This is a genomic window from Rhodococcus sp. SJ-2 (assembly GCF_053750035.1).
Window position 1 is genome coordinate 2,784,217 of sequence record NZ_CM132340.1, and the last position, 19,250, is coordinate 2,803,466.

A 19,250-nucleotide genomic window follows, 5' to 3' on the forward strand; every position below is an offset into this window, starting at 1 on the left:
GGTTTCCCGTGACTGCAACGCAAGAGATCACCTACGAATCGACGTCCCGATTTGCGCAGGTCCGCGACGATCTGCGCCTGCACTACCACGAGGCCGGCGTCGGGAACGCCACCACCATCGTGTTGCTGCACGGCGGAGGCCCCGGCGCCTCGGGCTGGTCGAACTTCTCCCGCAACATCCCGGTGCTCGCCGAGAAGTTCCACGTCATCTGCGTCGACCAGCCCGGATACGGCAAGTCCGACAAGCCCACCGAGCACCCGCAGTACTTCGTGCACAGCTCGACCGCGTTGAAGGATCTGCTCGATCACCTCGGTATCGAGCGGGTGCACCTGCTCGGAAATTCCCTCGGTGGCGGCGCGGCTGTGCGTTTCGCCCTCGATTTCCCCGACCGCGCGGGCCGACTCGTCCTCATGGGCCCGGGCGGCCTCAGCGTCAACCTGTTCGCCCCCGACCCGACCGAGGGGGTGCGCAATCTCGGCAAGTTCAGTTATCAGCCGACGCGGCAGAATCTCGAAGCCTTCCTGCGGATCATGGTGTTCGACCAGTCGCTCGTCACCGAGGAGCTGATCGACGAGCGATTCGAAGCCGCCAGCGCCCCCGAATCGCTCGCCGCTGCCAAAGCAATGGGGAAGTCGTTCTCCAGCAGCGACTTCGAGCTCGGTATGCTCTGGCGCGACGCCTACAAGCTCCGGCAGCGCGTCCTGCTCATCTGGGGGCGTGAAGACCGCGTCAATCCACTCGACGGTGCGCTCGTGGCACTCAAGATGATCCCGCGCGCACAACTGCACGTCTTCGGTGGCTGCGGACACTGGGCGCAACTCGAGAAGTTCGAGGAATTCAACCGGATCACGGCGGATTTCCTCACGGACGGAGGTAAGTGATGTCGATCCGGTCCCTCGCGTATCTGCGTATCGGCGCGACCGACGTCGCTGCGTGGCGTGACTACGGTCTCAAAGTGCTCGGCATGGTGGAGGGCAAGGGTACGAACCCCGACGCCCTGTACCTGCGCATGGACGATTTCCCGGCTCGTCTCGTCATCGAGCCGCACGACACCGACCACCTGCTGGTGTCGGGCTGGGAGACCGCGAATGCCGGCGACCTGCAGTCGGTGCGCGACAGCCTGTCGGCCGCCGGGGTCCCGTTCAAGGAAGGCACTGCGGAGCAGATCGCCGACCGCCGCGTCGACGAGATGATCGTGTTCCAGGATCCGTCCGGCAATACGCTGGAGGCGTTCCACGGAGCCGCGCTCGAACACCGTCGTGTCGTCAGTCCGTACGGGCACAAGTTCGTGACCGGCGAACAGGGTCTCGGACATGTCGTGCTCTCCACTCGGGACGACGAGGAGTCGCTGCGCTTCTACCGCGATGTCCTCGGCTTCCGCCTGCGCGACTCGATGCGGCTGCCCCCGCAGATGGTGGGCCGACCCGCCGACGGCAAGCCGGCATGGCTGCGATTCTTCGGATGCAACCCGCGCCACCACAGCCTCGCGTTCATGCCGATGCCCACACCCAGCGGCATCGTGCACCTGATGATCGAGGTCGAGAATTCCGACGACGTCGGTCTCGGGCTCGACCGGGCGCTACGCAAGAAGGTCAAGATGTCGGCAACCCTCGGCCGCCATGTCAACGACAAGATGCTCTCGTTCTACATGAAGACACCGGGCGGGTTCGACGTCGAATTCGGTTGTGAAGGATTGCAGGTCGAAGACGAGGGCTGGATCGCTCGGGAATCGACTGCCGTGAGCCTGTGGGGGCATGACTTCTCGGTGGGGTTCACGCAATGAGTGCCCCCACAGACGGTGGCGCCGGTGCGTTCGAGCCGCAGGGGGTCGCGCCCCTCGACCCGAGGACGTTCCGCACCGTCCTCGGGCAGTTCTGCACCGGCGTCACCATCATCACCACCGTCGACGACGACGCGCCCGTCGGATTCGCCTGCCAGTCGTTCGCGGCACTGTCGCTCGACCCGCCGCTCGTCCTGTTCTGCCCCACGAAGCAATCCCGCTCGTGGGGAGCGATCGAGCGTAGTGGCCGATTCTGTGTGAACGTGCTCGGCGAGGAGCAGCAGGACGTGTGCGCCCGATTCGGGTCGCGAGAACCGGACAAGTTCGACGGCGTCGACTGGACCGCGTCGCCTCTCGGGTCGCCGATCCTCGCCGGATCTCTCGCGCATATCGACTGCACTGTCGAGACCGTGCACGACGGCGGCGACCACTGGGTCGTCTTCGGACGTGTCGCCTCGTTGAGCGAGGTCCACGACGACACCGAGCGGCCGTTGCTCTTCTACCGCGGTCAGTACACGGGTATCGAACCGGAGAAGACCACCCCGGCGCCGTGGCGCGATGATCTCGAAGCGTTCCTCACCACCGCGTCCGAGGACACCTGGTTGTAGGGGCTGCAATTCGGTCCGGAAATCTTCCTCATGTGATCGGGCATAAATCCTCCCCTGAGCGTGTTGTGCTCTACCATCGGTCAACCAAGACCTGGTACAGCCGCCAGACGTGCATGAATGGGAGGAGCCCATGGCAACCGACTACGACCGCCCCAGGGTCGAACAGAACAATGATGAGCCGCTCGACATTTTGGGTCCGGGCCGCAACACCGCACAGGCGGCGGTGGCGGACGTCGAGGAAGCCGACACCGCCGAATCGTTCGAGCTTCCCGGTGCGGATCTGTCGGGTGAGGAACTGACCGTCCGCGTCGTTCCTCGACAGGCCGACGAATTCACCTGCACTCGTTGCTTTCTCGTCCAGCATCGCAATCGCATGGCCGACCAGGAGGAGAACGTCTGCCTGGATTGCGCCTGAAAACGCCGTTCTCGCAGTGGTCGAACGCCGTTCGACGTCTGCGGTCAGCGTTGCAAGATCCGTGACATCAGCTGCCGTCCCTGCCCGAACGACATGTTCGGCAGGTACGCGTGGCCGACCGCGAGCCCGATCCGAGGCAATGCCGTCGAGTCGGGAAACACCATGTACATGGGTCGATGGCGGGGCTGGAACTTGGCTTTGAACGACAAGAGCGACCGGAACCCGTACACGGGCTCGAGAACCTGACCGAGCAGGTTCAGGAGGTCGTCGAGTGCACCCCGCTCATCGGCACCGGACTCGTCCGCCGCACTGGCGAGCGGGGCGCCGGACAGGCTGAGGAACTCGAGCCCGTCCTCGCGGGCAGACAGCGCAGCCGACGCGATGAGGAACTCCATCACCGGTGGAAACCCGTCGGAATGTCGTCGCATGAAATCGAGTGTGAGCCCCACGAGCCTGCCGTCGCGGAACACCGGCATCCACGACGTGACACCGTGCACGTGGCCGCCGGTATCGACTGCCACCAGCAGACGGATCTCCGGGTCCTTCAGTTCCTCGAGCCCTCCGAGGGTGAAACCCATTTCGGGAAGCCCCTTGTCGGAGACCCACTCTTCCGAGATCTCGACGATCTGTGAAACCACCGACAGGGGAGCGTCGGTGAACGTGGTCCAGCGGGCTTCGATGCCCTGTTTGGTCGCGCGATTCAGGGAGGTCCGTACGTCCTGGAACTTCTTGCCCTTGAATGCGAGTTCCGGCAGGTCGAGGAGTGTCTCCTCGGCGACCTGCACACAACTCCAGCCGTGGTTGCGCGCAATGACTGCGAGATCCTCGCCGACCGAATAGAAGCACGGCGTCCATCCGTTGCGCAGACAGTACGAAGCAAACGCATCGACGGCGTCGGCGCGTGTCGACGGATCGCCAACGGGGTCGCCTGTGGTCAGAGCGATACCCGAGTGCACCCGATACGCGACTGTGTGTGCACCGTCGTCACTGAACCAATAGCTGTTTCCCGGCCACGTGATCATCCATGACAGTGATTCGCCTCCTGGTGATCGCAACAGCGCGCGAACCCTCTGCTCGTCGGTAGTGGAGTGCCCGAGTGCGGGAATCGTGAAGCTGCGGAACATCAATACAGCGAAGACGACCCAGACCGCGATGCCCACCCATTCGAACAGCACCGTCGCGGGAATCGTCGCAGGCAATATCGGTGGGTCGAACAACTGCAGATACACCGGCGGCACGAGCCGGCGCGGAAAGTCGCGTAGCAGCGTCACCGGACCGGGGTCGCGATCGAAGCTCCCGGCGAGAATCATTCCTGCTGCAACGTAGAGGACCAGAGCCGCCGCGGTCACGGCGGCAGTACCGAGCCACACGCGCCGGTAGGTTCCGCGTGGCGCCCGTACCTGGAACAACCGGCGCGTCGCCAGAAGCACCACGAGGACCGCGAGGAGCACGGACAACGGCGCCAGTTCCTGGTACAACGATCCGTGCCGGTGATATCCGTACACCAGCGAACGCGTCTCGGTCGCCCGGACGACGGCACTTGCCGTCGCTGCAGCGATGAGTGCGAGATGCCCCCATACCGTGAGCAACCACGCGGCGCGGCGTCCTCGCCGCAGACCCTCCGCGCCCACCAGCAACACTGCAGCGGGCATCAGATTCGCGACCAGCGGACCGAACCCCGAGAGTCGGAGGGCTTGGTGCCCTTTACGGCACTCGCCTGCCAGAGCCGGATCGTCACACACGTCCACGAGTTCGCGAGCCGTGTAGGGGACCTGGCCGAACAATTCACGCAGGGCCGACAGCGGACCGATGGCGTGTGGTGAGAAGGCAGCGAGCGCAGGGCCGAGCACACTGGCCGCAACCACGAGAGCGATGAGTGTGCGTTGTTCTCTGATCGTGCCGCCGAGCGTTGCGGCGCGCGGACGCCCGCGGAAGACGAGGGGTCCCAGCATCAACCCGGCGACAGCAGCGCCGAGGCGAGTCAGGTCTTGCAGGTGACCGGCAAACAGCGTGGTGGTGATCAGGAAGACGAGCACGACCATGCGGATTCGTCGTCGCCACAGCGTCGACATCGCAGCGGTGGCGGTCAGCAGCGTGCCGATGATCCAGGGAAGTGGATCCTCGATCAGATGGCCGTGGAGGGCGATTCCCCACGAGTTCGGAAACGTGGAGGCGAGCTGTGCTACCGCCAATGCTGCGGCTGCGCCCACGCCCTGAGTGACGGCCGCGCCGATCGCGAACCGCTTGCTACCGCAGAGGTTCTCGACCGGAACGGCAACTGCCAGAACGGCGGCGGTGACGAGAAGGTAATCCGCGAGCCTCGACGCGAACAACCCGGACGTCCAGAGCACCCACACATGCCCGTCCGAGAAGCTCGAGACTCCGAGCGAGACGTCGTGGGCGAGATCTCGCGACGGGCCGCGCAGGACGCTTCCTGTGGCCACCCCGAGAATCCAGAGTCCAGCAAGCAGCGTGAGCGAGACGGGAGCGCTTCGCAGCATCGACGTGTAGCGCGCGATCACCGGCCGAACGTGTGTCACGGGTGTGTCAGGCCTAGTCGCTGACTGAGCCACGGCAACTCCTTCTCCAGTCCGGCCGACCACACCTCGAAACTGTGCCCGCCGGGTAGCTCGGTGAGATGGACATCCATACCCGCAGCCTGCGCGGCAGCGGTGAGTTGTTCGATGCCGGAACGGTATTCGCTGTCGTCACTTCCGACGACGAATGCACCGGCCGAATCCGGGAAGCGTTCGTGGACAAGCAGGTACGCGGGGTTGATTCGATCGAACGCCGCTTCGTCGCCCCCGAACACCTCGTTGATCGTGCTGGCTCGGTCGCCGAGGGTCGGTTCGGCCTGCCCGGACATGTCGAGGAAGGTTGGATAGACGTCCGGTCGAAGTGTCGCGAGTTGGAGTGCGCAGGTGCCGCCGTACGACAGGCCTCCGATCGCCCACGCTCGCGGGTCGGTGTCGACTTGGAGGTTGCTGCGCACCCACTCCGGGACGTCGACCGACAGGTATGTTGCGACGTTGCCGAGATGCGAGTCGACGCACATCGGGTTTGCGAACTCGCTGCCGGTTCCATCGGCGAGCACCACGATCGGTGCGAGTCCGCTGTGTTCGGCGGCAAATGCATCCATGGTCTGGGTGAGCCGGCCCCCGATGAGCCAGTCCTCGGTACTGCCGGGCTGCCCTGCCAACAGCACCAGGACGGGCAGCTCCGGACGAGGATCGGTGAAATAAGCGGGCGGAAGGTAGATGTTCGCGGCGCGGGCCTCGAACCCTGAGGCTGCGCCCGGTATCGGAGCGGTGATCACCGCGCCGCTGGTCGGCAGACGAGGCGGTGGAGTCCACGTGTCGATCGGGACCGTCCTCGCGGGCTCCAGTGAATCGAGCGACACGGTGCGGAAGCTGCTCACACCCAAGGCCGCGCGGACGGTCGGGTACGCGTCGTACACGGTGTTGATTTGACCTGCGGCGGCCAGCGTGATGACCAGCCACGCCGCGATCAACCCGCATGCCGCGGGAAGATGGCGCCGGGTCCGATCACGGGACAGCAGACGGCCCACGAGGAGAGCGAGAGCCAGAACCGCAGTCCCCGCCCACACATAGACCGTCGTCGGAAGGGGATCGGGAAACGGCCGCCACAGTTTCTCGACCACAACCGCGGCCGCCACCGTGACCACCAGCGCACATGATGCAAGCACTGGTAAGAGGACGAGCCACCGCCTGCTTCGCCTGGCGGCGAGTATGCCGAGACCGACGACCGCAGCCGCGGTGAAGACGATCGCCGCTGCACTCGTCGTCAGCGGTAGATCCAGCACAGGGTCGGCGATCCCGGACAAGGACACCGACTCAGTATGGATCGGCCTCGACGTCTCCGGAGTCGTTGTCGCCGATGAGCGCTTGGACGATCACCGGAGATGCAACGAGCGCGACAGCGACGACGAACAGATATCCAACGATGGTGAAGACGATCCCGAGTGTCCCGAAATGCGCTTCGGAACTGGCGGTGACATGGGGGAGTGTGATTCGTCCTCCGATGCTGACAGCGGTCAGCAGCGTCGCGGTGAGAATACCGGTGGCGACCAGGACACGGGTGGGAACGAGGCCTGCTGTGAGCAGTGTCGGGCACGCCGTCCACACGCAGACCCACATGCACCATTGGGCGACCAGCGCGAGGATCGGTGCCCCCAGCTGGTGGATCAGTCCGGTGACCAACGCGGAGGTCGCCACCAGCAATAGAACAGCACACCACCGCCACGCATGGGACAGGCGCAATACCGGCGTATCCCAGATCCTGCCGTACACCCTGCCGAGCGCACGCGCGAACGATGTGCCACTGATGAGGACCATCAACAGTCCCACTGCGCCGAACGCCGCCGCTTCCGACGTCACCTCGAATCCGTCCTGGAGGAGTGCGCTCGGATCGACTCCGAACGGAGCGAGCAGGGTCTCCCGAATTGCGGACGTGTCGACGAGGAGCGACGCCGCCATGATGACGGGCAGTACCGAAGTGAACAGCTGCGCGGCGAGCGTCATCGAGCGGTCGACGAGCTCGATCCGCCCGAGCCCCACCAGGATGCGCTCGAGAGCGCGACCCACCGGGTGGGTATTCAACTCGGCGCGGAACCGCGCCACCGTCGCCGCCAGCATGGACCGATCCTGTCAGGGACCCGTTCTTCATGTGCGCCGAACGACTGCGTCTCCGCGTGACTACAAGGCCACACCGATGTACTTGGTTTCGAGGAACTCGTCGATTCCGGTGAAGCCACCTTCGCGTCCGAGCCCGGATTCCTTGATGCCGCCGAACGGTGCGGCGGGGTTGGAGACCACGCCCTGATTGAGCCCCACCATCCCGGCTTCGAGGGCCTCGCACACGCGCAGACCTCGTCGAAGGTTCTCGGTGTAGACGTAGGACACCAACCCGAAGGGAGTATCGTTGGCGCGCCGGATCGCTTCGTCCTCGGTTTCGAAGGTGCTGATCGCCGCGACCGGACCGAAGATCTCCGTATGGCACATCTGCGCGTCGTCGGCGACGTCGGTGAGCACCGATGCCGGATAGAAGAATCCGGGTCGGTCGACGGGGGTGCCGCCGAGGGCGACCGTCGCGCCGCGGGCGACGGCGTCGTCGATGAGCTCGCCGACCTTGTCGACGGCGGCGCGGTTGATGAGCGGTCCGACGACGACGCCGTCTTCGACACCGCGGCCCATCGGCAGTGCGGACATGCGCTCGGTGAGGCGCTTCGTGAAGTCCGCGGCGATGCCTTGCTGGACGAGGATACGGTTGGCGGCGGTGCAGGCCTGCCCGATGTTGCGCATCTTCGCGGCCATTGCGCCGTCGACGGCGGCGTCGAGATCCGCGTCGTCGAACACGAGGAACGGCGCGTTGCCGCCGAGTTCCATGGACGTGCGCATGACAGTGCGCGCGCACAGTTCGAGCAGGTGTTTGCCCACTCCGGTCGATCCCGTGAACGAGAGCTTGCGCGAACGCGAATCGAGGATCAGCGGGGCCATCACCTCGTCGGACTGTGACGTGGTGACGACATTGACGACCCCGGGCGGGAGTCCCGCCTCGCTGAGCAGATCGGCAAGGGCGAGTATCGACAGGGGGGTCTGGGACGCCGGTTTGATCACGCTCGTGCAACCGGCGGCGATGGCCGGACCGATCTTGCGTGTGCCCATCGCCATCGGGAAGTTCCATGGGGTGATGAGCAGGCACGGGCCCACCGGCTGCTTGGTCACGAGAAATCTCGATTCGCCGGCGGGCGCCTGCATGTAACCGCCGTCGATGCGGACGGCCTCCTCGGCGAACCAGCGGAAGAACTCGGCTGCGTAGCTGACTTCACCGCGTGCCTCGGCAAGCGGCTTACCCATTTCGAGCGTCATGACGAGCGCGAGCCGATCGACGTTCTCGATCATGAGCCGATAGACGTCCGAGAGGATCGTCGAGCGTTCACGCGGTGATGTCTGCGCCCACGAATCCTGCGCTGCAGCTGCAGCATCGAGCGCGCGCATTCCGTCGGCGGGGCTCGCGTCGGCGACCGCACACAATTCGCGTTCGGTGGAGGGGTCGACGACGGGCATCGTGTTGTCGGCCTCCTGCCATCGCCCGTCGATGAACAGGCCCGTCGGGACAGTGCGGATGGCCGCCTCCTCGTTCGGGCTGAGCGTGTCGTTGCGACTGACCGTCTGATCGGGCATGGCGTGCCTTTCGTCCGTTGCCTTCGGCCTTCGCCCATGTTATGCATATTGTCAACAATCCAACAATAGGATTGGGATTCGAATCGGTCGCCGAACCCGGGAGGGTTGTCATGACTCGACTGTCTCCACTGCTTCAACAAGCCACGCCCGTCACCGTCGACCACGCCGCGGGCAGTTACATCTACGGCACCGACGGACGAAGATATCTCGACTTCACGGCGGGGATCGGTGTGACCAGCACCGGCCACTGTCACCCGCACGTCGTCGAAGCGGCGCAGCGTCAGATCGGATCGTTGATCCATGGCCAGTACACGACAGTCATGCACAAACCGCTGCTCGAGCTCACCGAACGGCTCGGCGCCGTCCTGCCCGAGGGCCTCGACTCACTGTTCTTCGCGAACTCGGGGAGTGAGGCGGTCGAGGCGTCGTTGCGTCTCGCTCGCCAAGCGACCGGACGCCCCAACGTGATCGTCTTCCACGGCGGATTCCACGGCCGCACTGTCGCCGCCGCATCGATGACCACCTCGGGCACCCGATTCTCCGCGGGCTTCAGTCCGCTGATGGGCGGTGTGCACATCGCGCCGTTCCCCAACGCCTACCGCTACGGCTGGACCGAAGAGCAGGCCACCGACTTCGCGCTGAAGGAACTCGACTACCTGTTCGCGACGGTCACATCGCCCGCCGAAACCGCGGCGTTCATCGTCGAACCCGTTCTCGGCGAGGGCGGATACGTCCCGGGTAACACCCGGTTCTTCCAGGGCCTGCGCGAGCGCGCCGACCGGCACGGAATCCTCCTCGTGTTCGACGAGATCCAAACCGGATTCGGCCGAACAGGAAAGTTCTTCGGACACCAGCATTTCGACACCAGGCCCGACGTGATCACGATCGCGAAGGGCCTGGCGAGTGGGTTTCCGCTGTCGGGCATCGCGGCCTCCGAAGAGCTCATGTCCAAGGCGTGGCCGGGCTCCCAGGGCGGCACCTACGGTGCCAATGCCGTGTCGTGTGCGGCAGCGGTGGCGACCCTCGACGTCATCGAGAAGGAAGGCCTCGTCGACAATGCCGCGGCCCGCGGCACCGAACTGCTCGAAGGGGCGCGTTCACGCGCTACCGACGCAGTGGGTGACGTGCGGGGGCTCGGCTTGCTGGTGGGCAGTGAGTTCGTCACTGCCGAGGGTGGCCCGGATCGCGAACGCGCCACGGCCGCACAGAAACTTGCAGCGAGCAAAGGACTGCTCCTTCTGACGTGCGGCGCGTATATGAATGTCGTCCGGATGATTCCGCCGCTGATCGTCACGTCCGAGCAGGTCGAGGATGCCCTCGGCATCTGGTCCGAGGTGCTCGCCGAAGTCTGACCAGGAGTTCCTGTGGCCCGCTATATCACGATCGCACTCGACAAGAGACGAATCTCCTGTCGTGCACGACTACTCGACATCGAAGCGCCACTCACGTGCGAAGCAGTGTGGAATGCCCTTCCTCAGAGCGGTGCGGCGTTCCACGCGAAGTACGCCCGCAACGAGGTGTACACGCTGGTGCCACGGATCACCGCGGCGCCACATCGGGAAAACCCCACCGTGACGCCCATTCCGGGTGATGTGTGCCTGTTCGATTTCGAACCGTGGGAGATCGGCAACCCGGCGTATGGGTACGAGCCGGGGTCCGAAGCGCACCACGAACAGGGCGCCACCGATCTGGCGCTATTCTACGGCCGCAACAATCTGCTGATCAACGGTGATGTCGGGTGGGTGCCGGGAAATGTGTTCGCGACCATCGAGGATGGCTTACCTGAGCTCGCCGCGGCATGCAACGACCTGTGGATGCAGGGAGTAGTGGGGGAGACACTGAGTTTCACACGAGCGAGGTGAGCGGGCAGGATGGGCCCATGCAGACCTTGCCTCTCACGTTCCAGTCCTCCGTCGTCGTGCGCGCCACCCCGGAGGAGGTGTACGCATTGGTGTCGGATGTGACCCGGACCGGCGAGTGGTCGCCGGTGTGCACGGGGTGCTGGTGGGACAACGGCGACGGTCCCGAGGTCGGTGCCGTTTTCGTCGGCCGGAACGTGACTCCGGAGCGCACCTGGGAGACACGCTCGGAGGTTGTCGTCGCCGATCGGGGCCGGGAGTTCGCGTGGTCGGTCGGGCCCGGCGTGGTGCGCTGGGGTTATCTCATCGAGCCGACGGACGGCGGCGCGGAGCTGACGGAGACGTGGGAGTTCGGCGACGCAGGAAAGAAATTCTTCGACGAGCGCTTCGGGGCGGAGGCTCCGCGCGAAATCGCCGCGCGTGAGCAGGCCGCTCGCGAGGGCATCCCCACGACACTCGCCGCGATCAAACGAATCCTGGAGAGCTGACGCGCAGCGTCGGCTGCTCGTCCCATTCCGTGATCGGCAGCCGTTTCGATGCGGCGTGCCGGGGTATGACCCACGCGTCTACCGCTCCCGGAAGTGAGGGATAACCATGAGCTCTTCCGATTCGACTTCGACAACCGGACGTCCGCTGGCGCTGATCACCGGCGCCTCTACAGGGATCGGCTATCAACTCGCGCGTCAGCTTGCTCGTCGTCGCTACGATCTTGTTCTCGTGGCCGACGAGCCGTCGATCTATCGAGTCGCGGAGGAGTTTGCGCCTCAGGGCGTCACTGCCCACGCCATCGAGGCCGACCTCGGTACCAGGGAAGGTCTCGACGAGGTGCAACGTTCACTCGACGCGCTCGAGCGGCCCATCGAGGTTGCTGCTCTCAACGCAGGGGTGGGCGCGTACGGTCTCTTCCACGAAATTCCACTCGAAGACGATCTGGCAGTGGTGGCCGTGAACATCACCGCCAATGTGACATTGGCCAAGAGCCTGACGAGGGCGATGGTGGAGCGTGGTCGCGGACGGGTGATGATCACTTCGTCGGTAGCAGCAACCATGCCGGGCCCCTTGTATGCGACATATGCGGCGAGCAAAGCGTTCCTCCAGTCGTTCGCCGTAGCGATTCGCAACGAACTCGCCGATACCGGTGTCACAGTCACCGCATTGATTCCAGGGCCCACGGACACCGAATTCTTCGACCGTGCGGATATGAACGAAGCGAAGGTGACCAGCACCGATCTGGACGATCCCGAGCAGGTCGCGGCGGAGGCCGTCGAGGGACTGCTCGACGGTAAGGAGCACGTCGTCACCGGCAAGGCCATGAATCGTGTGCAAGCGGCGGTAGGCCGGCTGTTGCCGGATGGCATTGCAGCGGCTCTGCACCGGACGCAAACCAAGCCGGGTTCGAAGTGAGCGTGAGTCAGGACTGCCGCGCTGATGGTCCTCCGCCGACGCTTGTGTCGGGACTACGAGCTTACGGCGCTCGGCATCGACGCTCCGATACCGTTGTACTGCAGTCCTATCGGACGGAGAAGCTGATCCCGAAGTTGTTCAGCGTGGCGGGAAGCGGACGGTCCGGGTCGGGAGTGGTGCGCGAGGTGAGGGTGAAACCGGCGCGGGTGAAGAGGTTGGCCAGTACTGTGCTGGCCACCAGCAGGACCACGTTGCGTCCGGGGCACGCTGCGGGCCCGGCGCTGAAAGGAACGAGTCCCCGATACTGTTCCGCGCGTCCGTCCACCCATATTTCGGGCTCGAATCGGTCGGCGAACGGAAGAGTGTCGCGATCCCGGTGGAACGCCGCCGCCAGGATGACGAAAGCAGAACCTGCCGGGATGGAATACCGGCCGTGATCGTCCTCCCACTCGGTCGCAACCAGGGAATCTCGAAGGATCGCGGGCGTGGTCGGCCACAACCGGGTGCTGTCGAGGACACACCCGCGTAGATAGTCGTAGGGTTGCGGCGCGTCCAGTGTGGACTCGTCGATCAGCTCGAGTGCTCTGGTGCGCTGGAGTGGGTGAGTGGACAGCAGCGCCATTGTTCGGAAGGTGACCATGCCCGCGGCGTCGAAGGCGAACAACCAGTGCGGGATCTGGCCGACGGGGTCGATCGGTGCAACCGTGGAAACCTCTCGGAGCGCACCGGCGAGACTCTCGGCCGGTGCTGATTCGACGTACCGTTGCAGGCGCTGGGTGAACTTGTCCCGGAGAGCATGCCGGGTCGGATGGGCGAACGACCAATTCCCGTTGGACCGGAGCGTCCACAGCTGATCGGTCAGTTCGTGGTCGTCTCGTGCGGTGTCTCCCAACACGACACGTCGGACCATCCGCCACCACCACCGGGTGAACACGGCCGCATCGAGGGTGCCTGAAGTGCGGGCAGTGCGCAGCAACTCGTCCGATTCGTCGCGAATCAGGTCGGTGATCGGGCCCGCTAGGCGGTGCATCGCGTGCCCGGTGTCGAGGGCTTGCTCGTTCACGTCCCGGCGGTGAGCCCGGAGGTCACCGCGTGAGATCAGGACACCGTTGGGCTGAAACGGGCTGAGCGCTGCCACCTTCTCGCGGTTCGCCGCCGTGAACGAGTCGGCATTGCGCGTCAGCACGGTATCGACGTCATCGGCCGACAGGACCAGGGCGAGGTCGCGGCCGAATACCCGTAACGGCAACGGCCCGTGCCCATAGCGCTCACCGAGCACGGGAATCTGCCGCACAGTGGCCGAGTCGGCCTGCAGCCGTTCGAGCAGACCCATGACGGGACGGCGCCGGGCGATAGCGCCCGCCGCGACGAACGGCAGCGCGACCTGACCGAACAGGCGTGCCGTATCAGCGGGAGTTGCACGGCGCTGCTGTGCGGTCGCGGCCGGTCCTGTGGCGGTCAGTGTCATCGATACCTCCGGGTGGATGTCCTCGGGCGAGCACTTCTCGCGCGTTACCGGGGTCTACCCGTATCGAGCACGGTCGAATCGTGTGTCGCCCCGGGAGGGCAGATCCGACCGGGCGGAGTTCGTACAGTGCAGCGGAGCGACGATCCCTACTCGGCCAGCGCGTACTCCGCGAATCGCGCGACGGCGAGTACCAGATCATCCGAGTGGCGCGGTCCCACGATCTGGAGCCCGACGGGAAGCCCGGCCGACGTAGTGCCTGCCGGAATACTGATCGCCGGTTGCTGCGAGAGATTGAACGGGTAGCTGAACGGTGTCCATTGTGGCCAGCTCGTTGCCGACGAACCCGGAGGTACGTCGTAGCCCGCCTCGAATGCGGGAATCGGCATCGTCGGCGTCAGCAGCACGTTGTGCGTCAGATGGAATTCCCCCATCGTGATGCCGAGAGCTGCGGCGACCGCGCGCGCATCGAGATACTCTACGGCGCTCAGTGTTTCGCCGCGCTCCCACACTCGGGCCAGGCCCGGATCGACCTTGTCGCGGGCGCCGTCGGGAAAGTTCTTCAGCATTGCGGCAGCACCGGATGCCCACAGCACTTCGAAGGCTTCGAGCGGGTCGCCGAATCCGGGATCGGCTTCGGTGACGGCGAGGCCGGCATCAGCGAGTCGACGCACGGCGCGGTCGATGATGTCGCCCACCTCGGGGTCGACCGACACGTAGCCGAGCGTTTTCGAGTACGCGACACCGAGACCGACGACCTCTCGGTCCAGTGAGCCGCGGAACGTCATCACGGGAGGCGCGAGCGCGGTCGGGTCACGGGGGTCGGGCAGCGACAGGATGTCGGTGAGCAGGGCCGCGTCCTCCACCGTTCGGGTGATGGGCCCGGCGTGAGCAAGCGGACCGAACGGGCTGGCAGGGAACAGCGGGATCCGCCCGTGCGTCGGTTTGAATCCGACGACACCGCAGAACGACGCGGGAATGCGGATGCTGCCACCTCCGTCGGTGCCCACCGAACATGGCCCGAACCCCGCTGCAACGGCGGCGGCACTGCCGCCGGAAGATCCGCCCGCGGTCTTCGTTGTATCGTGAGGGTTTCGGGTGATCCCGTACAACGCGGAGTCTGTCACGGCTTTCCAGGCGATCTCCGGTGTTGTCGTCTTGCCGACGAACACCATCCCGTCCTCACGGAGCCGTGCGGTGACGGGGCTGTCGACATCCCACACCTGATCGGCGTCGACGGCCTGAGAGCCGCGCAGTGTCGGCCAGCCCTTCGTGAGGAAGATGTCCTTGATCGAAATGGGGACTCCGTCGAGCAGTCCCTTTGCATACCCTGTGCGCCAGCGTTCCTCGGATAGGCGGGCCTGTTCCAGGGCTCGGTCTTCGTCGACCAGGCAGAACGCGTTGATGTCGCGGTCGCGCTCGGCGATGTCGTCGAGAACTGCCCGAGTGGCCTCGACCGGGGAAAGCTCACCCGCGGAGAAGGCAGTCACCATGTCGACCGCGGTCATGTCGGTGGGCTTCATGCGTTGCCTCCCTGGTGTTCGGGCCCGCTCCCTGGCGTCAGGCCTCAGGTACTCGGCACGTAGCCGAGGCGCTTGTCGACGACATTCTCGAGCTCGCTGCCGGAGCGCCACCGCTGGAAGTTGTCGACGAACACGTCGACAAGTGCGTCCCTCCATCCTGCGAAGTCGCCGGAATTATGCGGTGTGATCATCACATTCGGAATATCCCACAGGGGGTGTTCCGGCGGGAGTGGTTCGATGTCGACGACGTCGAGTGCGGCGCCGGCAACCTCCCCGGAACGCAGGGCCTCGACCAGATCGTCGGTGCGGACGAGGTCGCCGCGTCCGACGTTGATGAACCGCGCACTCGGTTTCATCGCGCGGAACAATGCCGTGTCGAACATGCCTCGCGTCTGCTCGGTGAGCGGAGCGGCGACGACCACGAAGTCGGCGACGGAGAGTTCGTCGGGCAGGTCTTCGGTGGCGGTCACGATACCGAAATCGGGGTCGTCGTCGCCTGCGCGCCGTCCCGACCCCCGGACCTTCATGCCGACTGCGGTGAGCAGGCGTGCGATCGCGCGGCCGATGGGGCCGGTGCCGACGACGAGAGCGGTTCGTCCTGCGATACGTTCGGATTCGCGGTGCCGCCACGTGTGCTCGCTCTGGAGCCGGAGGGATTGCGGGAGATCCTTTGCGAACGAGAGGATCTGCGCTAGAACGTATTCTGCGATCGGCTGATCGAACACACCCCGAGAGTTGGTGACGGTGACGTCGCTGTCGCGAAGGGCCGGGAACATGATCGGATCCACTCCCGCTGCGGCCACGTGGACCCAGCGCAGCGTCTCGGCGGCATGCCATGCACGGGGGAGTGAATCGGTGAGGAAGTCGTAGACGAAGAGCACCTCGGCTCCGGCGAGCGCGGTCGCGAGGCCGTCGCTGTCGGTGTAGCGAATGTCTGCGTGCTCGGCGACCGGGGCAAGGAGTGTCTCGTCCGGCACGGACTCGGCATGTAGCACTGCCACCACAGGGTTCGCTGTCACGATTGACACCGTATGAGCCTATCGTATTATTGTCAACAATCCTCGTACGGTGGTGTCAGCGGGTAGAAGCAGAGGGCCCTATGGAATTGAACATCCCCGAATTCGAGGGGCCTCTCGTGCAGCGGGGCATCGGTATCATCGCACCGTTCGATCTCGCACTCGAACGTGAACTGTGGCGCTGGGCCCCGCTCGAAGTGAGCCTGCACCTTGCGCGCACACCTTTCGAACCCATTGCGGTGAGCAAGGAGATGGCCGAACTCGTCTCCGATCGTCGTCACCTCATGGCCGCAACCCGAGACATCATGCAGGTCGAGCCCGAGGTGGTCGCCTATCTCTGCAGCTCCGGCTCGTTCGTCAAAGGCGTGGCGTACGAAAAGACCCTGTGCGACGCGATCTGCGAGGCCGGCGCACCCGTGGCGGTGACGACGTCGGGAGCGCTGCTCGAGGCACTTCACCGATTGAACCTGACCAAGATCTCGGTGCTCACCCCGTACGACGAGGAACTCACCTTGCTCTTGCGCGATTTCCTCGCCGAAGCCGGAACCGAGGTACTGCGGTCCGAATATCTCGGACTCGGCGGCGGCATCTGGAGGGTCAACTACCGCACCATTGCCGAACGCATCATCGGTGCCGATACGTCCGAATCCGAGGCGGTCTTCGTCAGTTGTACCAATCTGCCGACCTACGACCTGATCGCACCCCTCGAACGTGAATTGGGCAAACCGATACTCACGGCCAATCAACTCACGATCTGGGCGTGTCTCGGAAGGATGAAGCTGCCGATGACAGGACCGGGACAGTGGTTGAGAGGTGTCTTCTGATGCGAGGTGTTTCAAGTGCGTGAGAGTCCGACGATCGGAATCATCTACCCCGATCACGCGGCCGAGGACGACTACGCGTTCGCCGAAGATCTTCTCGGAGTGCGGATTCCCGTCGTTCACATCTACGGGACCGACCTGCATGCGGTGCCCGAGCTTCTCGACCTCGGCAGCCCCGGGAAACTCGCCGCTGGGGCAGCGAAGCTCACGCCGGAGCAACCCGATGCCGTCGTCTGGGCCTGCACGTCCGGGAGCTTCGTGTACGGATGGGACGGTGCGCGTAACCAGGTCGATCAGCTTTCGGCGGCCATCGGCGGCATTCCCGCGTCGAGCACGAGCTTCGCGTTCGTCGAAGCAGTGCGAGCCCTCGGCGCAAGCCGCGTCGCGGTCGCCGCAAGCTACCCGCGCGACGTGAGTGAGCTTTTCGTCGACTTCCTGAACGGTGCGGAGATCGACGTCATCTCGTTCACCGGTGCGGGCATCGAGACCGCAGCCCAGGTGGGCACCCTCACCTCCGGTGAGGTGCTCGAGCTCGCCGCAGCCAACGATCACTCCGATGCGCAGGCGCTTCTCGTCCCCGACACCGCCATGCACACGCTGCGCTTCCTGCGCGATATCGAAGCACACGTCGGCAAGCCGGTCCTCACCGCCAACCAGGTGACGGTGTGGGAAGGCCTCCGGCTCACGGGTTATAACCTAGGACGCCCGGAACTGGGCACACTGTTCGAGGAAGGTGTCGATCATGGCGCTCGGTGATCTCGGGGATCTGCAACCCGTTGCCCAACCGTCGACGGCGGAACTGATCGCTGATCAACTGCGGTCGGCCATCGTCCGCGGTGCTATCGAGCCGGGCGCGCAACTCGGTGAGGCCGAACTCGCGACACGTTTCGCCGTGTCGCGCGGACCGTTGCGCGAAGCCATGCAACGCCTCGTCTCCGAAGGGCTCCTCTACAGCATCCGTAACCGCGGGATCTTCGTCACCGAACTGACCTTCGACGACGTCGTCGACATCTACAACAATCGCCGCGTCATCGAGGGCGGTGCACTCGACCTCGTGCTCGACGGGCGCCGCGAGCAGACGTGGCAGGATCTCGGGACGGCGATCGATGCGATGCGCGCGGCAGCGGACAGGGGTGACGCCGGCGGTGTCTCCGACGGCGACCAGATGTTCCATGAGATCCTCGTCGCCGGTGCGTCGAGCCCGCGGCTGATCCGGTCGGCGCGCACGCTACTCGTCGAGACCCGTATGTGCCTCGGGGCGCTGCACACGACCTATCCGGATCTGCACGTGCAGGTCGACGAGCACGTCGCGCTGCGCGAGGCGATCCGCACCGCCGAACCCGACGTGGTGCGCAAGCTTCTCGGCGAGCACCTGCACGACACCGTCGATCGCCTCAGGGATCAGGGCCTCAGAGGCCAGGGGTGACGACCTCGGCATTGCCGAAGGTCATCTGCAGGTCGGGGATCGACGACGTGACCAGTGCACGTCGGGGCAGACCCAGGCGGCGTAACTCCTCGGCGATCGGATGGGTGCCCAGCCGCAGCGTCGCACCGCCGATCCGGGTGCGTACGCCGCTGGGATTCATGTTCCACGTGGTCCGACGCGTGACGCCGTCGAGGTGCGAGTATGCGGCCAACGATGCCGCGATGCCTTTGCCGGGAACGGGCAGGCCGGGAGCCACGGACATCTCCGCGATCAGCGCGCCGTCGCAGCTCACAGTTCCTCGCTTGGTGGCGCTGCGGTGGTCGGCGTCGAAATCCGCGAAGATCTTCGGGAAGCCCCAGATTCCGCGACCCGCCGCGCGCGTGAATTCTCCGTCGACCGGCAGCTGATGGATCAGAGCGCCGGCTCCGCCGGTCGCGAGGTCGCGCAGATCCTGCGGCACGCCACCGCCTCGCTGCGTGTGGTCGCGCACGAGAAAGCAGACTCCGAACTCGTTGTAGGGCCCGAGGTCGCCGTCCACGTAGTCGACGAACACGAGCGTGCACAAGCCGCGACCCGGCCGGTACTGAAGGATCTCCAGACCGGTGTGGTCGATCAGCACTTGTGCAGGCGTCGTCGGAACTGGGAACACCGCCATGAATGCCGTGGCCGCGCGAACCTGCACGGGCATCTCGACGGGTGTACCCAACACCATGTGAGTGTCGCTCATGGC

19 protein-coding genes are annotated in these 19,250 nt (G+C 65.2%); 11 read left to right on the plus strand and 8 right to left on the minus strand.

The annotated features are described in order from the left end of the window. Positions 1–8 precede the first annotated feature (8 nt). The 4 genes from hsaD to ACSYG9_RS13055 all read left to right on the plus strand — a co-directional run bounded on the left by hsaD (position 9) and on the right by ACSYG9_RS13055 (position 2,803). Positions 9–881 carry a 4,5:9,10-diseco-3-hydroxy-5,9,17-trioxoandrosta-1(10),2-diene-4-oate hydrolase gene (hsaD, locus tag ACSYG9_RS13040; protein ID WP_440122934.1) on the plus strand — a complete coding sequence of 291 codons (873 nt, stop codon included), beginning with the start codon at positions 9–11 and terminating at the stop codon, positions 879–881. After that, entirely contained in the window at positions 881–1,783 is a 903-nt protein-coding gene (gene hsaC, locus ACSYG9_RS13045; protein WP_440122935.1) for an iron-dependent extradiol dioxygenase HsaC, read from the plus strand. The genes hsaD and hsaC overlap by 1 nt, the downstream gene beginning before the upstream one ends. After that, positions 1,780–2,388, plus strand: a complete 609-nt coding sequence (gene hsaB, locus ACSYG9_RS13050) for a 3-hydroxy-9,10-secoandrosta-1,3,5(10)-triene-9,17-dione monooxygenase reductase subunit (RefSeq protein ID WP_454842757.1) — start codon at positions 1,780–1,782, stop codon at positions 2,386–2,388. The genes hsaC and hsaB overlap by 4 nt, the downstream gene beginning before the upstream one ends. Before the next feature lie 130 nt (positions 2,389–2,518). After that, positions 2,519–2,803 (plus strand): DUF4193 domain-containing protein, encoded by a 285-nt coding sequence (locus ACSYG9_RS13055; RefSeq protein ID WP_454842758.1) that lies wholly within the window; start codon positions 2,519–2,521, stop codon positions 2,801–2,803. Positions 2,804–2,847: 44 nt separating this feature from the next. Here the strand turns inward: ACSYG9_RS13055 and ACSYG9_RS13060 are convergent, their stop codons facing one another. Genes ACSYG9_RS13060 through ACSYG9_RS13075 form a run of 4 tightly spaced genes read right to left on the minus strand, consistent with a single transcriptional unit; the run spans position 2,848 to position 9,006 of the window. After that, positions 2,848–5,304, minus strand: coding sequence for a bifunctional lysylphosphatidylglycerol flippase/synthetase MprF (locus tag ACSYG9_RS13060; RefSeq protein WP_454842951.1), 2,457 nt, complete (start codon positions 5,302–5,304; stop codon positions 2,848–2,850). A 35-nt stretch (positions 5,305–5,339) separates the two neighbouring features. Beyond that, the gene (locus ACSYG9_RS13065; RefSeq protein ID WP_454842760.1) at positions 5,340–6,653 is read right to left on the minus strand and encodes an alpha/beta hydrolase; all 1,314 of its coding nucleotides are present in this window, start codon (positions 6,651–6,653) and stop codon (positions 5,340–5,342) included. A 4-nt stretch (positions 6,654–6,657) separates the two neighbouring features. Next, complete coding sequence (locus tag ACSYG9_RS13070; RefSeq protein ID WP_454842761.1) at positions 6,658–7,458, minus strand: hypothetical protein; 801 nt, start codon at positions 7,456–7,458, stop codon at positions 6,658–6,660. Positions 7,459–7,518: 60 nt separating this feature from the next. Continuing rightward, entirely contained in the window at positions 7,519–9,006 is a 1,488-nt protein-coding gene (locus ACSYG9_RS13075; protein WP_454842762.1) for an NAD-dependent succinate-semialdehyde dehydrogenase, read from the minus strand. A 110-nt stretch (positions 9,007–9,116) separates the two neighbouring features. Here ACSYG9_RS13075 and ACSYG9_RS13080 point away from each other — a divergent pair, with 110 nt between their 5' ends. From ACSYG9_RS13080 to ACSYG9_RS13095, 4 genes are all read left to right on the plus strand, one after another. After that, complete coding sequence (locus ACSYG9_RS13080) at positions 9,117–10,358, plus strand: aspartate aminotransferase family protein (RefSeq protein ID WP_454842763.1); 1,242 nt, start codon at positions 9,117–9,119, stop codon at positions 10,356–10,358. Positions 10,359–10,370: 12 nt separating this feature from the next. Continuing rightward, positions 10,371–10,868 carry a DUF3830 family protein gene (locus tag ACSYG9_RS13085; protein ID WP_440122942.1) on the plus strand — a complete coding sequence of 166 codons (498 nt, stop codon included), beginning with the start codon at positions 10,371–10,373 and terminating at the stop codon, positions 10,866–10,868. A 17-nt stretch (positions 10,869–10,885) separates the two neighbouring features. Further along, positions 10,886–11,353, plus strand: coding sequence for an SRPBCC family protein (locus tag ACSYG9_RS13090; RefSeq protein ID WP_440122943.1), 468 nt, complete (start codon positions 10,886–10,888; stop codon positions 11,351–11,353). A gap of 106 nt (positions 11,354–11,459) precedes the next feature. Continuing rightward, positions 11,460–12,269: an SDR family NAD(P)-dependent oxidoreductase gene (locus ACSYG9_RS13095; protein WP_454842764.1), complete on the plus strand. Its 810-nt coding sequence runs from the start codon at positions 11,460–11,462 to the stop codon at positions 12,267–12,269. A gap of 106 nt (positions 12,270–12,375) precedes the next feature. Here the strand turns inward: ACSYG9_RS13095 and ACSYG9_RS13100 are convergent, their stop codons facing one another. The 3 genes from ACSYG9_RS13100 to ACSYG9_RS13110 all read right to left on the minus strand — a co-directional run bounded on the left by ACSYG9_RS13100 (position 12,376) and on the right by ACSYG9_RS13110 (position 16,276). Beyond that, positions 12,376–13,737, minus strand: coding sequence for a cytochrome P450 (locus tag ACSYG9_RS13100; protein ID WP_454842766.1), 1,362 nt, complete (start codon positions 13,735–13,737; stop codon positions 12,376–12,378). A gap of 146 nt (positions 13,738–13,883) precedes the next feature. After that, positions 13,884–15,257, minus strand: a complete 1,374-nt coding sequence (locus ACSYG9_RS13105) for an amidase (protein WP_440122946.1) — start codon at positions 15,255–15,257, stop codon at positions 13,884–13,886. A gap of 44 nt (positions 15,258–15,301) precedes the next feature. Then, entirely contained in the window at positions 15,302–16,276 is a 975-nt protein-coding gene (locus ACSYG9_RS13110; RefSeq protein ID WP_454842768.1) for a D-2-hydroxyacid dehydrogenase, read from the minus strand. Between the two features lie 80 nt (positions 16,277–16,356). Here ACSYG9_RS13110 and ACSYG9_RS13115 point away from each other — a divergent pair, with 80 nt between their 5' ends. The 3 genes from ACSYG9_RS13115 to ACSYG9_RS13125 are packed head-to-tail and all read left to right on the plus strand — an operon-like array spanning position 16,357 to position 18,520. Continuing rightward, complete coding sequence (locus ACSYG9_RS13115; protein WP_440122948.1) at positions 16,357–17,097, plus strand: maleate cis-trans isomerase family protein; 741 nt, start codon at positions 16,357–16,359, stop codon at positions 17,095–17,097. A 15-nt stretch (positions 17,098–17,112) separates the two neighbouring features. Further along, positions 17,113–17,850: a maleate cis-trans isomerase family protein gene (locus ACSYG9_RS13120; protein WP_440122949.1), complete on the plus strand. Its 738-nt coding sequence runs from the start codon at positions 17,113–17,115 to the stop codon at positions 17,848–17,850. Then, on the plus strand, positions 17,837–18,520 hold the full coding sequence (locus ACSYG9_RS13125; RefSeq protein ID WP_440122950.1) for an FCD domain-containing protein: 684 nt from the start codon (positions 17,837–17,839) through the stop codon (positions 18,518–18,520). The genes ACSYG9_RS13120 and ACSYG9_RS13125 overlap by 14 nt, the downstream gene beginning before the upstream one ends. Here the strand turns inward: ACSYG9_RS13125 and ACSYG9_RS13130 are convergent. Then, positions 18,504–19,232 (minus strand): acetoacetate decarboxylase family protein, encoded by a 729-nt coding sequence (locus ACSYG9_RS13130; protein WP_440127646.1) that lies wholly within the window; start codon positions 19,230–19,232, stop codon positions 18,504–18,506. The genes ACSYG9_RS13125 and ACSYG9_RS13130 overlap by 17 nt on opposite strands. Positions 19,233–19,250 lie beyond the last annotated feature (18 nt).

What these genes read in the sequence shown, in the direction of transcription:
- hsaC (WP_440122935.1), top strand. Translation starts at nt 881, where the DNA reads ATGTCGATCCGGTCCCTCGCGTATCTGCGTATCGGCGCGACCGACGTC.
- hsaB (WP_454842757.1), top strand. Translation starts at nt 1,780, where the DNA reads ATGAGTGCCCCCACAGACGGTGGCGCCGGTGCGTTCGAGCCGCAGGGG.
- ACSYG9_RS13055 (WP_454842758.1), top strand. Translation starts at nt 2,519, where the DNA reads ATGGCAACCGACTACGACCGCCCCAGGGTCGAACAGAACAATGATGAG.
- ACSYG9_RS13060 (WP_454842951.1), bottom strand. Translation starts at nt 5,304, where the DNA reads ATGCTGCGAAGCGCTCCCGTCTCGCTCACGCTGCTTGCTGGACTCTGG.
- ACSYG9_RS13070 (WP_454842761.1), bottom strand. Translation starts at nt 7,458, where the DNA reads ATGCTGGCGGCGACGGTGGCGCGGTTCCGCGCCGAGTTGAATACCCAC.
- ACSYG9_RS13075 (WP_454842762.1), bottom strand. Translation starts at nt 9,006, where the DNA reads ATGCCCGATCAGACGGTCAGTCGCAACGACACGCTCAGCCCGAACGAG.
- ACSYG9_RS13080 (WP_454842763.1), top strand. Translation starts at nt 9,117, where the DNA reads ATGACTCGACTGTCTCCACTGCTTCAACAAGCCACGCCCGTCACCGTC.
- ACSYG9_RS13090 (WP_440122943.1), top strand. Translation starts at nt 10,886, where the DNA reads ATGCAGACCTTGCCTCTCACGTTCCAGTCCTCCGTCGTCGTGCGCGCC.
- ACSYG9_RS13095 (WP_454842764.1), top strand. Translation starts at nt 11,460, where the DNA reads ATGAGCTCTTCCGATTCGACTTCGACAACCGGACGTCCGCTGGCGCTG.
- ACSYG9_RS13100 (WP_454842766.1), bottom strand. Translation starts at nt 13,737, where the DNA reads ATGACACTGACCGCCACAGGACCGGCCGCGACCGCACAGCAGCGCCGT.
- ACSYG9_RS13105 (WP_440122946.1), bottom strand. Translation starts at nt 15,257, where the DNA reads ATGAAGCCCACCGACATGACCGCGGTCGACATGGTGACTGCCTTCTCC.
- ACSYG9_RS13115 (WP_440122948.1), top strand. Translation starts at nt 16,357, where the DNA reads ATGGAATTGAACATCCCCGAATTCGAGGGGCCTCTCGTGCAGCGGGGC.
- ACSYG9_RS13125 (WP_440122950.1), top strand. Translation starts at nt 17,837, where the DNA reads ATGGCGCTCGGTGATCTCGGGGATCTGCAACCCGTTGCCCAACCGTCG.
- ACSYG9_RS13130 (WP_440127646.1), bottom strand. Translation starts at nt 19,232, where the DNA reads ATGGTGTTGGGTACACCCGTCGAGATGCCCGTGCAGGTTCGCGCGGCC.